Below are 15,224 nucleotides of genomic sequence, written 5' to 3' on the forward strand. Positions count from 1 at the left end.
AATACGAATTATAAGAAGAAGACACTATGTTTAATAATAGCATCCAAAGCCATAATAGAGATATTGAAGAGCAAAAGATTGAGTACAAAAATCTGGCTGATGCCATTGGCGTCAGCAATTCTCATGTTTCACAAATCTTTGCTGGAAGACGACAGTTGACCGGTGAACTCAAAAAACGTTTCGAAGTGGCTTATACCTCGTTGACAATGTGTAGTCCCTTGCATTTTACCGCAGAGAGTTTCGACACGAATAAAGAGTAATCAGGGTAGTCCTCATTGAGGAGTGATCTGAGTAAGCCGATTCACCTGCTTCTCCTTGAAAGAAAAGTTTGTTTTGGCGCGAAAATACAATTTATTGGCGCGAAAATGATAGTAGTCCTTGCTAAATAAAGTTAATAAATATGGGGAAATGTCCCTAAAGGATATCCAGCGCCTCTCTTCGATAAGCGTCTTTCGCTTTCTCTACATGCAAACTTTTCGGAAGACGCCTGCCTTCTTTATAAGCATCGAAGAACGAGTAAAGAGTGCTGCAACTGTGACGTAGCAATATGAGAGGCGCATGTCGTGTTATCGGCTGTGGAGTCCCCGTCTATTTGCTTTCTTCATTTTGTAGAGCGGGGGGGGGGGATCATCCTCCCGTTTGTGCCTGCCAATATATAAAATGTTGTTCACTCCTAGGCTGAAAAAACGATGCTGGTGAGCGAATAGACAAACCACGTACGAACAAAGTCATCAATTTATTGATGCGCTATGAGTTACACGGTAAAAGGTATTGATTTCAAGCTGTTAGCGATCTATCCATTTGACAAGAAAAGAATCTTTATCTCCCTTGTCAGCTAAGCATAAGCCCATTTTTTTCAAGAATTCGACCGTTTCTTCTAAGTGAATGGAATATACTTCTTGCGGATCAACGTTCACTTCCTTGGGGAATTGAACCGTACGTTTTTTTAAGCGAGGATCGTCGGGAAGATGCAGCACTTGGAGCGTTGCATCACTGAGCGGCGAATAATGAAAACGCGATGAAGTATGATATCGCTTTTTTTGCCAAAAGGTCATGGCTCCCTCCACATGCATATTGGAAAAGTAGAATAAGGATTGGGTAAAGTGTCAATCAGGGAAATCCTGAGTTTTGAAGAAAATGGAGCAATCGAGAGAAAAATAACACGAACTCTCTCGAGCTCGTGGAGAATTAAAGGATTTGTGAAAAGAGGCGGGTGTTTATTGTAGGATTATGCAATTAAATATTACGTTAAGAAAATCAGCGCGTTGGTCTGAAAACATAATGCACGCTTGTTCTTTCTGCGTGCATTATGTTTCCGGAAGAGAAAAATGTACAGACAACAAAAAAACCGGCCTAGGCCGGTTTTTTTGTTGTCATAGAGATGTGGACTCTTCCTAGAAAACGCGGCGTCCACCGGCATAGTGTCGTCCCCAATATGAATGATTGAGATCTGTGACTTCGATACTTTCCCCAGAGCGGGGGCTGTGGATGAATTTCCCGTTGGAAACATAAATTCCGACATGAGAAATACGCCGTCTTGTGCGGAAAAAGACAAGGTCGCCTTTGCGGAGCTGTGACTTAGGGATAGCTTTGCCGACATGGGCTTGTTCACGAGATGTGCGGGGAAGCTTATAGCCATGCTTTTTGTAAACCCACGATGTAAAACCGGAACAATCAAATCCAGTACGAGGGCTTGTTCCGCCATAGCGGTAGCGCCTACCCAATTGCGTGTATGCTGTTTTCAGCAGTTTTTCGTACACGTCTTTGCCGTTGGAATCTTCGGCAAGTTTGAACAGGTCGCCACTTAAGATCTTGTCGGCTATCAGGAGATCATCGGTTGGATCGAGATTTTTGAGGGGGGAATCGAGAAGAAAGGCTTGAGAGGCATTGGCTTTGGGGTCACAGGTGAGAGCGCCTAGATTGGAGTAGTTTTTTTTACCGCATGCGCTCAGGGTCAAAGCCATGAGAGAGATGAAAATGATGCTTTTTACTATACGAGGTTTTATATAACTTTGAGAGGGCATCTTTTCAGGCTCCAGTTACGGGTTTACAAAAAGGTGCAGTCTCAAACAAGACACACGTGAAAATGAGAGAAAATGGTGTTGGCAGACGGCACGACATAAACCAATAACACAATCACTTGTGTAGGAAAAATGCGGTAATACGCCTCACCGCTGGACGACTTCTTAACCTTGAGCATTCTCTTTTGTCTAGTTTTTTGTGGAGGTTCAGCCGAAAAAATTTGAACTGAATCATTTTAGTAGGGAAAAAATGTTGTTTAAAGTTGATGAAATGTTTATGTTTTAAAAATTTTGTTCTTTTTTATCGCAAATAATTATGGAAGGGCTTTCGCCGAGCTTTGTCTGTTGACAGAGGGCGGCGCCGTTTCGTACTCGCTTTGAGAAAGTTTTCACGAATCTGCTAAGGAGAACCCACGCATGAAAAAAACCGTATATTTTATTGCAGGTGATGGCATCGGGCCGGAAGTATTCAAAGCCGGTCGTCCGGTGATTGATGCGGCTGTGGCCAAAGCCTACAACGGTGAGCATAGTCTGGTTTGGGAAGAGCTGTTGGCTGGTGAAAAAGCCTATAAAGAAACGGGTAACTATTTGCCGCAGGAAACGCTTGATACTCTGCAGTCTGCTGAGCTCGCGTTCAAAGGGCCGCTCGCCACACCTATTGCTGGTGGATTTCGGAGCCTCAACGTCACTCTGCGACAAACGCTTGATTTGTTCGCATGTATCCGTCCCATTCGGTATTTTGAAGGCATCGAGTCTCCGGTCAAACGGCCTGACCTTGTCGATATGATTGTTTTCCGTGAAAACACTGAAGATGTATACGCGGGTATCGAATACGCTTCTGGAACTGACGAAGCCAAGCGTTTGCTGGAGTTCCTGCGGGACGAGCTTGGTGCCAATGTCGATGTCAGTGCCGGAGTTGGGGTGAAGCCCATTACGGAAAAAGGCTCCAAGCGTCTTGTTCGCAAAGCGATTGAGCATGCCGTTTCTCAGGGAAAGCCGAATGTGACACTGGTCCACAAAGGCAATATCATGAAGTACACGGAAGGTGCGTTCCGCAATTGGGGCTACGAAGTGGCCGCTGATGAATTTGCTGATTCCGTGGTGACGGAAGCCGATGCCAAAGGCGAGACGTCGAAAGTCATCATCAAGGATCGGATTGCAGACGCCATGTTCCAGGAAGTCTTGATGCGTCCGCAGGAGTATTCGGTTATCGCCACGACGAATCTCAACGGCGACTATATTTCGGATGCGTTGGCCGCACAGGTTGGTGGGCTTGGTTTGGCTCCTGGTGTGAATATGAACCAGACCTTGGCATTTTTTGAACCCACGCACGGAACGGCCCCGACTATTGCCGGTATGGACAAAGCCAACCCTGGCAGCATCATTCTGTCCGGCGCTATGATGCTTGAGCATATCGGACTGAATGATGCGGCAAGCCTGATTCATGCTGCGATGGACAAAGCGATTTCAGGTAAAAAGGTTACCATTGACTTGGTGAACCAGATGGAAGGCGCAACAGCCGTTGGTTGCACGGAGTTCGGGGAAATTCTCGCGTCCTATCTGTAGGTCTTTTTCGCGTTGTTTCGTTAAAACGCACGGTATTCTACAAAACAACACGGTTCAAAAATTTTGGACTGTGTTGTTTTGTATTTGCACAGCGTGTTTTTCTGGAATTGTCAAATTGTTGACGATCTGCGACTGTGATTGTTCTTTGGAAAAGCATGACGATTGAAGAAAGCTATGCCATGTGGACGACGACATCCAATCTCGCCAACATCGGTGTACGTTTTCCTGCAGAGTGTGACTTTGTGGGGATAGGCGCTATCGCACATTTTTTTGTTATGATTATAAACGATTTTTATATGAATAGGATACTGAATTGACGGTTCGCCAGCTTTTTCCGCGGGTCAAGAGGGCATTTGCGTAATAATGCGCACTGTCGCGATTCTATCTGGCTAATATTATACTGGTTTTGATTTTCTTCGTACACACAACGCCTCTTTGCGTGTCGTGGGTGCGCAAAATGAAGTTGCGAAACTCGAAAGGAGAAAGGCTTCCCTTTTGAAGGAAAATCGAGTAACATAATGCTTTTGCTTGTCAGTGATTTCTTCGCGGCGGCCTTGCGGCCTATCCGCATATAAACTGAAGAAGAAAATCATCCCCAAGGAGGAAGAAGTTTCCCATGGAATATACCACTACAGAGGTATCCCCCGTCGAGGTCAAAGTACGTGTCGAAGTCCCCGCGGAGGAAGTGAACGCCTCCTTGTCCGCCACCATTGCTATGCTCCGCGCCCAGGTGGACATCAAAGGGTTTCGCAAAGGCAAAGTTCCTGCCAGTGTTATTGAAGCGCGCTTCAAAGACCAAGTTTACGGCGAAGCCACTAATGATCTCATCAACGTCCATATCAACGAAGTCATGGGCGAGTTGAACCTGACGCCGTTGAGCAAGATCGATGTCGACGCCAAAGAGCTCGTCAAAGGGGAGCCTTTTTCCTACACGTTCGGTTTCGAACATGCTCCCGAGATCGAATTGCCTGAGTACAAAGGCCTGGACGTTGAAGAAACGGAAGCCGATATTGAAGAAAAAGATATCGACGCCATTATTGAACGTTTGCGCTCCAACAATGCTGAAGTGCAGGTGATTAAGGAAGAACGGACCCCCGTCGATGGCGATGTCATTGTGGTGTCCTTTGAAGCGTTCAAAGATGGCGAATCCGTCCCTGGAATCAAGGCGGATAATTTCGAAATGACCCTCGGTGAAGGGCAGGCTCTTGCCGATTTCGAAACCATGGTCAAAGCGCTTGTTCCCGGACAGGAAGGGGGCGGTGATATGACCTTCCCCGAGGACTTCATCAATCAGAATCTGGCCGGACACACCGTTGAGATGAAAGTCAAATTGCATGTCATCAAGGAAAAAGTTCTGCCGGAAGTCGATGACGAACTGGCCAAAAAAGCCGGGAATTTTGAAAGCCTTGAGAAAATGAAAGAAGTTCTCAAGCAGTCTTACGTCAAAAGCCGCCAGGAACTGTATAAGAGTGAAGCTGAAAAGAAGCTGCTCGATAAACTGTTGAAGATGGTCGATTTTCCGCTTCCGCAAGGTGTGCTGGAAGAAACCATCAAGAACATGATTGATGATTATATTGACCGCCTGGAACGGTCGGGTAAAAATCCCGAGAAGCTCGGTAAAGATGACGAATCTGTTCGTGCCGAAGTCGCCCCGCAGGCTGAAGAATTGCTGCGGAGCCAATTGTTGCTGATGTCCCTTGCACAAAAGGAAAACTTGACGGTTCAGCCGCAAGAAGTGGACGCTTACCTCTATCAGGTGGCAAGCAAGACTGGACAAGATTTCTTGACCATTAAGCAATATTACGAACGTGAGAATTTGATTTTCCAAATCAAAGACAAAATATTGTCAGACAAAGCCATGGATTTCTTGTATCGTCACGCCAATGTGACCAAAGTGCCGGCTTCTGAAGCTCCGGCGCAAGAAGAGGAATCTGAAGGTCAAGACGGCTAATTGCGCCGGATTGACAGGCAGGCTCTCGCTGGCGGAGACACGCCAGAGTAAGGGCATTTGTCAGGGCGGTCCGTTTGGATCGCCCTGTTTTTCAATAAGGCCCGAATTTTGCTATAGAAGGTACGGAGAGCACCTGCTTGAACTTGAAGTCAAATCCAGTATATGATTAACTTCAACAAGCAGATTATGCATTGTGCCTAACTGGTGTTCAACCTGCGATATGTATTCCGTACCGTTTCCCGCATCTCATCACCCTCCAGCCAAAGGGAGAAATACATCGATGGCGGCAGTCCCCATCATTATTGAAACGACAGGTCGTTCGGAACGAGCGTACGATATTTATTCGCGTTTGCTGAAAGACCGTATCATTCTTCTCGGCACCGCCGTAGATGATCACGTTGCAAACCTGGTGTGCGCTCAGTTGTTGTTTCTTGAATCCGAACATCCGGAAAAAGAAATTAACCTTTACATCAACTCTCCCGGTGGATCTGTTACTGCCGGCTTGGCTATTTACGATACCATGCAATACATTTCTTCGCCTGTCGCAACGTTGTGTATGGGCCAAGCATCGAGCATGGGAGCGTTCTTGCTGGCCGCAGGAGAAAAAGGCATGCGGTATTCGTTACCCCACAGCCGTATTCTTATCCATCAACCCATGGGTGGTTTTCAGGGACAAGCAACAGACATTGACATTCACGCTCGCGAGATTATCCGTTTACGTGAATCCTTAAATGAAATACTCGCCAGCCATACTGGACAGGATATCGAACGAGTCCGTCTCGATACCGAACGCGATTATTTCATGCGTCCGGAGCAAGCCAAGGAGTATGGACTGATTGATGAAGTCCTGTCTTCGAGAAGTGAACTGCGGGAGAAGGTGAAGGCGTAGACGTGGCGACGTTGGTCCAAACCTGACCCGAGAACATTCGAGTTACAAGATGACGAAGAAGAAAACTTCCCTTTCCCCCGAGCTGTGTTGCTCCTTTTGTGGAAAGAACCAGGAAGAGGTGCAGCGTCTTATCGCAGGACCCGACGTCTATATTTGCGACGAGTGCGTCTCTCTGTGTAATGAAATTATTGCTCAGGAGAGCCTTAATGAGGAAGTGGAAGAAGGTAAACTTCTTTCGCCGGCTGAAATAAAGCGTCTTCTTGATGAGTACGTTATTGGTCAAGATGACGCTAAAAAGATCTTAGCCGTGGCTGTCCATAATCACTACAAACGGGTGTTTTATTCCAATAAGAGTGGCGACGACATTGAGATCGATAAAAGCAATATTTTGCTTATCGGTCCCACGGGATCGGGGAAAACCTTGTTGGCCCAAACTTTGGCCCGGGTGCTGAAGGTTCCTTTTGCCATTGCCGATGCAACCACGCTGACGGAAGCAGGGTATGTCGGTGAAGACGTGGAAAATATCCTTGTGCAACTCTTGCAAAACGCCGATTACGATATCGAAGCGGCGTCGAAGGGCATCATTTATATTGATGAAATCGACAAAGTTGCACGAAAAGGCGATTCTCCGTCCATCACCCGAGATGTCTCCGGTGAAGGTGTCCAACAAGCACTGCTCAAAATTATCGAAGGCACTGAAGCCAATATTCCTCCCAAAGGAGGACGCAAGCACCCACAACAGGAATTCATTCGGCTCAACACGGGGAATATCCTGTTCATTTTAGGGGGCGCGTTTATTGGGTTGGATAAGATCGTCAAGCAGCGCGAGCAGGGGACCAGCCTGGGGTTTGGAGCCAAGGTCGAACCCAAACGCGAAGAAGATCTTGGTGTCGTATTGAGCCACGCTCACCCTATGGATCTGATCAAATTCGGTCTTATTCCCGAATTTGTCGGCCGTATTCCTATTCTGACGGCTTTGGCGGAACTGTCGCGTGAAGATCTCGTGCGCATTCTCACTGAGCCCAAGAATGCATTGATAAAGCAGTATCAAAAGCTCTTTGAAATGGATAAAATCCGGTTGCGTTTTACGAAAAACGCCCTCAACGCTGTTGCCGAAAAATCGATGGAGCGAAAAACAGGAGCCCGTGGTCTGCGCAATGTGCTTGAGTCGACCATGCTCGATATTATGTACGAGCTTCCATCGCTGACTGGTGTCAAAGAGTGCGTTATTAACAAGGCCGTTGTAGAAAAGGGCGTTGACCCGCTTTTATTCTACCATCAGGAAGTCAAAAGCGCATAATTCATGTCTTGTCGCCGGGCGGCCATACACCGCCCGGCATTTTCATTTCATTTGACTTTCCCGCCCGCGGTCTTAACTGTGGTTATTCCGATAATGAATGCACCTTTGGTGCCGACCGATCACAGCCGGTTTTTTTCAAGGAGAAGGTATGACCGATTTTTCCTTCGATAACGACGATTTTCAAGAAGACAGTGCACATTTGCCATTGATGAGTCTTCGGGAAGTCGTCATGTTCCCTCGCTCCATTGTTCCCCTGTTTGTTGGACGCGAGGCCTCAATCAAGGCGATCGAGCATGCAGTCGCCTATCATGATAAAAAGATTTTTCTCGTTGCCCAGCGGACTCCGGAAACGGAAAAGCCTGGTCCGGATGATTTGTTCCGTGTGGGGACCATCAGCAAAATTTTGCAAATGCTTCGTCTTCCTGACGGTACGATTAAAGTGCTGTTCGAAGGCTTGTATCGAGCTGTCTGGGAACATGATGGCGAACAGGAACTTGATGATTCCGAATTTGCCATGGTGGATATACGCCGCCTTCCCGACGAAGATGTGCAGAGTTCCGAAGCTGAAGCGCTCATCCGAACAACACATGAGGCCCTGGAACAATTCGGACGCATCAACAAAAAGCTTGCGCCCGAAACAATTCTCGCCATCAATTCCCTGACACTGCCGGGCAAATTGGCCGATGCCGTCATGCCGCATCTCAAGGTCGATTACCTCAAAAAGCAGGAAATTCTTGAAGAGCGCAATCCGCTGACACGGTTGGAAGAAACGTACTCTTTGCTGCAGGGCGAAATTGAAATTTCTTCTATTGAGAAGAAAATCAAAAATCGTGTTAAACAGCAGATGGAGAAGAATCAGCGGGAATATTACCTCAATGAGCAACTCAAGGCCATTAACAAGGAAATGGGACGCGATGACGATCCCTTGGCCGAGGTGTCTGAGTTTGAGGAACAGTTGAAAGCCAAGGATATGCCCGAAGATGCTCGGGAAAAGGCGATGCGCGAACTCAAAAAGTTGCGTCAGACACCGCCATCCTCGGCTGAATACACCGTGGTCCGCAATTATGTGGAATGGATTCTCGACCTGCCATGGAATGTATTACAGGAAAGTGAAATTGATATCGAGAAGGCTGCGACCACTCTGGATGAAGATCATTACGGTCTGGAGAAACCCAAAGAACGTATTCTGGAGTATTTGGCCGTCCAGAGCTTGGTGACACATTCCAAAGGCCCCATCCTTTGTTTGGTTGGACCTCCGGGGGTTGGGAAAACCTCGTTAGCCAAATCGGTTTCCCGTGCCATGGGACGCGAATTTGTTCGTCTTTCCCTTGGTGGAGTTCGCGACGAAGCGGAAATTCGTGGACACCGACGCACCTATGTGGGGGCTTTGCCTGGCAAGATTATTCAGTCACTCAAGAAAGTGAATTGCAATAACCCGGTGTTCTGTCTCGATGAAGTCGATAAGATGAGCACGGATTTTCGGGGTGATCCATCAAGCGCACTGCTTGAAGTCCTGGACCCCGAGCAGAACTACGCTTTTAATGATCACTATCTTGATTTGGACTATGATTTGTCCAAGATTTTTTTCATCACCACGGCGAACGCTTTGCATACCATCCCCTTGCCTCTGCAAGACCGGATGGAGATCATTCGTATTCCTGGATATCTCGAAACCGAGAAGATGAAGATTGCCAAGCGATTCTTGTTCCCGAAATCGCTTGAGCAGAATGGCTTGGCGGAAAATAACCTGAGCTTGTCGGATAACGCCTTTTTGGAAATTATTCGGCGCTACACGCGAGAAGCCGGGGTTCGTAATCTGGAGCGCGAGATTTCTTCTGTCTGTCGCAAGGCTGCGAGAAAAATCGTTGAAAGCAAAGATTTGGATACCTCGGTTACTGTCACAAAGCAGAATTTGAGTACCTACCTTGGAGTGCCCAAGCATCGCTATGGTGAAAAAGAGGAAGCTCCGCAGGTTGGGGTGACAACAGGATTGGCGTACACCGAGCTCGGCGGTGAACTCCTCATGGTGGAAACGGCTCTTATGCCGGGAACAGGGAAAGTCGAAATTACGGGGAAACTCGGGGATGTTATGCAGGAGTCGGCTCGAGCTGCGCTGTCATATATCCGTTCGCGATCCCATTTGTTTGGACTGAAACCGGATTTCCATAAGGAAATCGACATTCATATTCACGTTCCTGAAGGTGCGACCCCTAAGGATGGCCCCTCGGCCGGTATTACGTTGGCAACAACGATCGTTTCTGCGTTGCTCAACATGCCGGTGGCAAATGACATTGCCATGACTGGGGAAATCACGTTGCGCGGTCGTGTGCTGCCCATTGGTGGGCTGCGTGAGAAATTATTGGCTGCACACCGCGGGCAAATCTCACGAGTGCTTATTCCGGCCGATAATGTGAAAGATCTTAAAGATGTACCAGAAGCCATTTTGCGTGACCTCGAAATCACCGAAGTCGAGCATATGGATAAAGTTCTGGAACAAGCCTTGATCTGCTCTGACCCGGATAAAATCTTCTGCGGTCGAGACGAAAATCTGCCGACTCTGGCCAGCGGACTGCTCAAACAGGAACACCAGAATCAAACACGGCATTAATTCGAAAACGTTTTTCCTTCGGTGACTAGGGAGAGGGAAAAAAGGGGTCCTCCCTTTTTTCCTCCCCTGGCTCCCTCCGTCTCCTCTCCTTTATCTTCCCGAACTTTTTTGCTGGATGTCGTTCTGCGTTCACGTAGGACGAGAACCAGGTTGCTTCTTTTTTTGAACCTAATTTTTTTTCATGAGATGTGCGTGAAGCTGCAGCCACTCACAGGAGCGCGTTTGCATACTCATACAAATCCAATCTCTGTCTTGTATCATTACGTAGATATTGATTATGTTTGTGGAAGGCAGGCGGACGGGGGAGGGGAGGGGAGAAGAGGGGAAATCGTTTTCCTTAAAAAGGATTTTCCCCTCCCTCAGAAACTTATGGCAAAAGGAACGAAGGAATCTGTTGTCGCAGAGTGCGGTAATCGGGTCTCGTTCGGACGCTTGGAACGACTCCGCCACCACCATCACCTATCAGGCTCGCCACTGCCGGGGTATAGGCCTGAGTTCGGCTGGACGCTGCAATGACATTATTATTCCAGGCATTGAGCACTTCCATGTTGAAGCGTACTCCCTGACTGGTTTGAGTATAGGTTCCGGCAACAACGAGTGTACTTGTCGCGCCACGGTTAAGAAGCTGATTGACATCGCGTGTCAGAATAAATTCCCCTTGCTTGGGATTGAAGACGATATCGCTTCCTTTACGAATTTCTTGCACATTATAGCCAAGTTGTACCAGGGCCGATCCAACTTCTTGCGCCATGAGTCGGCCAAGAGGAGACGTCTGTGTCAGATCGTTGAGGTTGACAGGCACGGTGACAACGACCCAGTAGAGGCCTCGGCTATTATCACCGCCGAGCAGCATGCGGCGGGCAATTTGACTATCGAGATCGCGGGCAAGACTTTGCGCTACTTGCCAGTATTGCAATCGTTGCGCAGTGGATGCATTGCCATTGCCGTAGTTGCTCCCGGCCTGATACTTGACCATATTGTTTTGCATGGGGGTGCAGGAAACAAGGAGAAAGAACAGGCCGGCCATGATCGTGCTCTTCAGCGACACGACAGGGCGGGCTCGTTGAGCTGGAGTCTGACGTATGCGCATAGGCGTGTCATCCTTTGAGGGCCTTTGGGCCGACAGTTAAGGGTTTGGTTGCATTGTTGAACGTATTTAGTCTGTTCGACACATTCCGATATATCTTTAGTCTTATGTTGCGCTGTATGTGCCAAAAGGAGATCGTGCGTAAAATTACGGCGTTTCCAAGGTTGATGATGATGGTGTCATGGTCACTGCGCCTTTAGACGTTGCCGAGACATCGTTCTGGCTTATCGAAGGGAATGGGAGCGCTGACAAACTCGGCTCTTCACTCGTTTTCTTCTCAAGCTTGGGAAGCGGCGGTGTCGTGACTCGAGGAATTTTCAATCCTTTGTCATTCGTTGATACATGCGTTGTTTTCGAGGCAGGCTTTTTCTTCGCGGCCACCTTTTTATGAGATCGTTTAGGCGGAGCAACGGAGCCGGGGATAAAAGGTACCGGCCGGGGGCTTGGCGCTTCGGTTACACTACGGATTGGAATAACCGCCGGAATAGGGGCCAAAACCCGAACGTATGCCGGTTCGGACACTGCTCTCGCGGTTGAGGTTTGTGCCGTGGTTGCCCGTGCATAATAGTATTTTGAAGACGTGGTGGATGGCGGGCACACCGGGTCTGCTATGGCCAATGATATGGTCATAGTGGAAATAAAAATAATGATACTGATACGGATAAAGGTGCGCATGAAGCCTCCGGCAAGAGCGCCAATGTTTCTGGTTCATCTTCCTTATCGGCAGGGTCGATGAAAAGCTTTAGCGGCGTATTGAAAAATGAGAGAGGGGAGCGGAATGTTCGGTAAATTCGTTAAATGTTCATCACATTGAGATATCAATGTTCAAAGATCGTTTCGTCTTTTTTGTTTGGACCTCGGATTGTCCCTTGCAGAATTGTTCTGGAAATGGTTAATAATAAATCCAGTTTCTTTGGGATTTCATACGGTTTGTAAAGCTTACGGTCGAACGTTTGGCCGTGGTTGAATACAGATCGTTTACCTCTTCACGGTATATTGACCGACACTTTCAACTCTCAAGGATAAAATGACATGTTGAGCAAAGAAATGGAAAAAGCGTTGAATGATCAGGTGAAATGGGAATTGTACTCGGCCTATCTGTATCTCTCCATGGCCGCGTACTTTGATAACCTTGGTTTGCCTGGTGCGGCTAACTGGATGCGCTGCCAGGAGCAGGAAGAGCGTTTTCATGCTTTGAGGTTCTTCGATTTCATCAGTGAACGTGGTGGCCGTGTTGAGCTGCAAACGATTGAAGCTCCCAAAGCGGATTGGGAAAATCCGTTGCAGGTTTTTGAAGAAACTTTGGAACACGAACAGCTTGTCACGAAACGTATCAACGATTTGATGGACATGGCTGTCACTGAACGCGATCACGCGACAATTACCTATCTGCAATGGTTTATCAGCGAACAGGTTGAAGAAGAGGCAACCGTGGGCGATGTCATTGCTAAACTGAAACTTGTCGAGAAAACGAACGGCGGTATGTTTATGTTGGATAAGGATCTTGGGCTCCGTGTGTTTACTCCGCCTGTCATCAATTAGTGCATTGGGATCGTTCCTATGACTTGTACGGCACCTGGAACGATGCTTGCCCAGGCGCTTGAGCTGCTTGAAGAAAGCATGGTTTTCTATGACAAAGCGATCTTCGACTGTCCAAGCGCCAAAGGGCAGGAAGTGTTCCACATTATCTTGCGAGACAAGCTGCAACAAATCGAACGTATTCGTATTATGGCTGAACGCCTCAGACGTGCTGGAGGATGGGAAGCCGCATCATTTTTCGATGCAGAAACACGATCGATAGGAATTTCTTTTTCCGATTTGGCGGATGAGGCTGAGCCCTTGACGCAAACCTGCGTGAGTGAAATCGAAGCAATAGACATTGCTCTTGCAACAGAAAAACGCATTGCTCGTGTTTTTCAAGATCGCATCGATCAAGGTGGCAATGCAACACGCATCGCTTTTTACGAACTCTTGCTGGAAGAAACCTGTGGAATCATCACCGTATTGATAAGCACCCGGGCCGCGTTGACGACAAGCCCGACTGACTGACGAAAGCAGTGCAATCCAAAAGACAACGAGGACGTTATGAGTGACACATCTGTCAACATCGTCATCGGCGGAGAGGCAGGCCAAGGTCTTGTCACCGTCGGCGATTTTCTCTCCAAGGCCCTTGTGCGAGCCGGGTATGAGATTGTTGTCTCACAAGATTATATGTCCCGCGTTCGTGGTGGACATAATACGTATGCTATCCGCACCAGTCCTGATCCGGTGCTGGCTCCCAAAGATGAAATTGACATCCTTGTCGCATTGAATGCCGAAACGGTTTCATTGCACAGTGATGCGTTAAGCGAACGAGCCGTGGTATTGGCGGACGAGTCGGTTTCTTTTGAAAGCAAACGTCGCCTCAAAGTCCCTTTTAAAGAACTCATTCCAAAAACGATTTTCGAGAATACGGCAGCTCTTGGTATTTTGGCCCAGCTCTTGTGTTTGGAAAAAACATGGTTCCATCGGCTTATTGAGGAAACCTTTTCCAAAAAAGGCAAGGAGATCGTTCAGCAAAATATCGATGTCTTTGAGGGAGCATTTGCTTGGTCACAGGAGAATGATGTCAGTTTCGAATGCATCGCCCCGGCAACACGAACAGAAAAACGACTGCGACTCCATGGCAATGAAGCCATTGCTCTTGGGGCCTTAGCCGCAGGAGTGAATTTTTGTTCATTTTATCCCATGACCCCGTCAACGTCGATTGCACTCAACCTTATTGCGAAGGGTGAACGCATGGGGTTGGTCGCTGAACAAGCTGAAGATGAAATTGCTGCCGTCAACATGGCTTTGGGCGCTTCGTTTGCTGGTGCATGTGTCCTTGTCCCGACATCTGGTGGCGGATTTGCGCTTATGACGGAGGGCGTCAGCCTGGCGGGTATGACCGAAACACCGGTTGTCTTTGCCCTGGCCATGCGACCGGGGCCGGCTACTGGCCTACCGACACGGACGGCACAAAGCGATCTGAATCTCGTTCTCTATGCCGGACATGGTGATTTTGTTCGCGCCATTTTTACACCGGGCGATATTGAGGAGTGTTTTTATTTGACGTGGAAGGCTGTCGATCTGGCCGAGCGCGTCCAATCCCCAATGTTTATATTGACCGACCAATTCCTGGCGGATTCCTATCGGGCGGTCGCTCCATTTGATCTTGACAGTCTGGCCGATGTGACAAAGCCCGATCTTTCTGAAGAGCCTGATTCGAATTATATGCGCTATGCGATGACGAAGAACGGAGTCTCTCCACGAAAGCTTCCCGGTTTTGGAGAATTTTTGGTTATTGCCGACAGCGATGAGCATACTCAGGACGGGCATATTACCGAAGATCTTGCTGTAGCCGTGGATATGGCCGACAAGCGCATGCGTAAGATGGATATTCTTAAAGAAGTCATTGTCCCTCCAACGCTGGACGGCGACGATATCCCTGAGTTGTTGTTGGTGTGCTTCGGATCGACAAAAGGGGCGGCTCTGGAAGCTGCATCCATGCTACGGGAAGCTGGAGGCAAAGTGGCTGTGATACATTTTTCTCAAGTGTATCCGCTTGATTCAGCACATTTTCTCGACGTCTTCGAAAGTGCGGATCGCGTGGTGTTTGTCGAGGGCAATGTCACAGGGCAATTTGCCGACCTTGTACGCAAAGAAACCGGCTTTGAAGCCGATGATCGCATTTTGCGATATGATGGTCTGCCTTTTACGGCGGCATACATTATCGATCGACTCGAAGCGACTCGCTAACGCCGTCAACCATGGGCGAGAACAC

Annotated in this window: 14 protein-coding genes; 10 read left to right on the forward strand and 4 right to left on the reverse strand. The window is 48.1% G+C overall.

Features of this window, described 5'->3' with window-relative positions:
- Positions 1–26 precede the first annotated feature (26 nt).
- The gene (locus G451_RS0124135) at positions 27–260 is read left to right on the forward strand and encodes a helix-turn-helix domain-containing protein (protein WP_027186245.1); all 234 of its coding nucleotides are present in this window, start codon (positions 27–29) and stop codon (positions 258–260) included.
- Positions 261–785: 525 nt separating this feature from the next.
- On the opposite strand, the gene G451_RS0124140 is transcribed toward G451_RS0124135, so the two are convergent.
- Entirely contained in the window at positions 786–1,055 is a 270-nt protein-coding gene (locus G451_RS0124140) for a hypothetical protein (protein WP_027186246.1), read from the reverse strand.
- Positions 1,056–1,394: 339 nt separating this feature from the next.
- The gene (locus G451_RS31485; RefSeq protein WP_051261856.1) at positions 1,395–2,024 is read right to left on the reverse strand and encodes a C40 family peptidase; all 630 of its coding nucleotides are present in this window, start codon (positions 2,022–2,024) and stop codon (positions 1,395–1,397) included.
- 414 nt (positions 2,025–2,438) lie between these two features.
- Here G451_RS31485 and icd point away from each other — a divergent pair, with 414 nt between their 5' ends.
- The 6 genes from icd to lon all read left to right on the forward strand — a co-directional run bounded on the left by icd (position 2,439) and on the right by lon (position 10,335).
- The gene (gene icd, locus G451_RS0124150; protein ID WP_027186247.1) at positions 2,439–3,587 is read left to right on the forward strand and encodes an NADP-dependent isocitrate dehydrogenase; all 1,149 of its coding nucleotides are present in this window, start codon (positions 2,439–2,441) and stop codon (positions 3,585–3,587) included.
- Between the two features lie 155 nt (positions 3,588–3,742).
- Entirely contained in the window at positions 3,743–3,904 is a 162-nt protein-coding gene (locus G451_RS0124155) for a hypothetical protein (protein ID WP_156921801.1), read from the forward strand.
- A 299-nt stretch (positions 3,905–4,203) separates the two neighbouring features.
- The gene (tig, locus tag G451_RS0124160; protein ID WP_027186249.1) at positions 4,204–5,538 is read left to right on the forward strand and encodes a trigger factor; all 1,335 of its coding nucleotides are present in this window, start codon (positions 4,204–4,206) and stop codon (positions 5,536–5,538) included.
- Positions 5,539–5,818: 280 nt separating this feature from the next.
- Positions 5,819–6,427 (forward strand): ATP-dependent Clp endopeptidase proteolytic subunit ClpP, encoded by a 609-nt coding sequence (gene clpP, locus G451_RS0124165; protein WP_027186250.1) that lies wholly within the window; start codon positions 5,819–5,821, stop codon positions 6,425–6,427.
- A gap of 49 nt (positions 6,428–6,476) precedes the next feature.
- Positions 6,477–7,727, forward strand: coding sequence for an ATP-dependent Clp protease ATP-binding subunit ClpX (gene clpX, locus G451_RS0124170; RefSeq protein ID WP_027186251.1), 1,251 nt, complete (start codon positions 6,477–6,479; stop codon positions 7,725–7,727).
- Positions 7,728–7,875: 148 nt separating this feature from the next.
- Positions 7,876–10,335, forward strand: coding sequence for an endopeptidase La (lon, locus tag G451_RS0124175; RefSeq protein ID WP_027186252.1), 2,460 nt, complete (start codon positions 7,876–7,878; stop codon positions 10,333–10,335).
- 367 nt (positions 10,336–10,702) lie between these two features.
- On the opposite strand, the gene G451_RS31490 is transcribed toward lon, so the two are convergent.
- The gene (locus G451_RS31490; protein ID WP_051261857.1) at positions 10,703–11,425 is read right to left on the reverse strand and encodes a FlgO family outer membrane protein; all 723 of its coding nucleotides are present in this window, start codon (positions 11,423–11,425) and stop codon (positions 10,703–10,705) included.
- A 144-nt stretch (positions 11,426–11,569) separates the two neighbouring features.
- Positions 11,570–12,097: a hypothetical protein gene (locus G451_RS0124185; RefSeq protein ID WP_027186253.1), complete on the reverse strand. Its 528-nt coding sequence runs from the start codon at positions 12,095–12,097 to the stop codon at positions 11,570–11,572.
- Positions 12,098–12,454: 357 nt separating this feature from the next.
- On the opposite strand from G451_RS0124185, the gene G451_RS0124190 reads away from it, so the two are divergent.
- The 3 genes from G451_RS0124190 to G451_RS0124200 are packed head-to-tail and all read left to right on the forward strand — an operon-like array spanning position 12,455 to position 15,199.
- Positions 12,455–12,964: a ferritin gene (locus G451_RS0124190; protein ID WP_027186254.1), complete on the forward strand. Its 510-nt coding sequence runs from the start codon at positions 12,455–12,457 to the stop codon at positions 12,962–12,964.
- Between the two features lie 18 nt (positions 12,965–12,982).
- Positions 12,983–13,471, forward strand: coding sequence for a hypothetical protein (locus G451_RS0124195; RefSeq protein WP_156921802.1), 489 nt, complete (start codon positions 12,983–12,985; stop codon positions 13,469–13,471).
- Between the two features lie 36 nt (positions 13,472–13,507).
- On the forward strand, positions 13,508–15,199 hold the full coding sequence (locus G451_RS0124200; protein WP_027186256.1) for a 2-oxoacid:acceptor oxidoreductase subunit alpha: 1,692 nt from the start codon (positions 13,508–13,510) through the stop codon (positions 15,197–15,199).
- The last annotated feature ends 25 nt before the right edge of the window (positions 15,200–15,224 follow it).

Source organism: Desulfovibrio inopinatus DSM 10711, from assembly GCF_000429305.1.
In the GTDB taxonomy this organism is placed as follows: Bacteria; Desulfobacterota; Desulfovibrionia; order Desulfovibrionales; family Desulfovibrionaceae; genus Alteridesulfovibrio; species Alteridesulfovibrio inopinatus.

Coding starts and splice junctions, on each gene's coding strand:
- G451_RS0124185 (WP_027186253.1), bottom strand. CDS start 12,097: ATGCGCACCTTTATCCGTATCAGTATCATTATTTTTATTTCCACTATG.
- G451_RS31485 (WP_051261856.1), bottom strand. CDS start 2,024: ATGCCCTCTCAAAGTTATATAAAACCTCGTATAGTAAAAAGCATCATT.
- G451_RS31490 (WP_051261857.1), bottom strand. CDS start 11,425: ATGCGCATACGTCAGACTCCAGCTCAACGAGCCCGCCCTGTCGTGTCG.
- clpX (WP_027186251.1), top strand. CDS start 6,477: ATGACGAAGAAGAAAACTTCCCTTTCCCCCGAGCTGTGTTGCTCCTTT.
- lon (WP_027186252.1), top strand. CDS start 7,876: ATGACCGATTTTTCCTTCGATAACGACGATTTTCAAGAAGACAGTGCA.
- G451_RS0124135 (WP_027186245.1), top strand. CDS start 27: ATGTTTAATAATAGCATCCAAAGCCATAATAGAGATATTGAAGAGCAA.
- clpP (WP_027186250.1), top strand. CDS start 5,819: ATGGCGGCAGTCCCCATCATTATTGAAACGACAGGTCGTTCGGAACGA.
- G451_RS0124190 (WP_027186254.1), top strand. CDS start 12,455: ATGTTGAGCAAAGAAATGGAAAAAGCGTTGAATGATCAGGTGAAATGG.
- G451_RS0124140 (WP_027186246.1), bottom strand. CDS start 1,055: ATGACCTTTTGGCAAAAAAAGCGATATCATACTTCATCGCGTTTTCAT.
- icd (WP_027186247.1), top strand. CDS start 2,439: ATGAAAAAAACCGTATATTTTATTGCAGGTGATGGCATCGGGCCGGAA.
- tig (WP_027186249.1), top strand. CDS start 4,204: ATGGAATATACCACTACAGAGGTATCCCCCGTCGAGGTCAAAGTACGT.
- G451_RS0124200 (WP_027186256.1), top strand. CDS start 13,508: ATGAGTGACACATCTGTCAACATCGTCATCGGCGGAGAGGCAGGCCAA.
- G451_RS0124155 (WP_156921801.1), top strand. CDS start 3,743: ATGACGATTGAAGAAAGCTATGCCATGTGGACGACGACATCCAATCTC.
- G451_RS0124195 (WP_156921802.1), top strand. CDS start 12,983: ATGACTTGTACGGCACCTGGAACGATGCTTGCCCAGGCGCTTGAGCTG.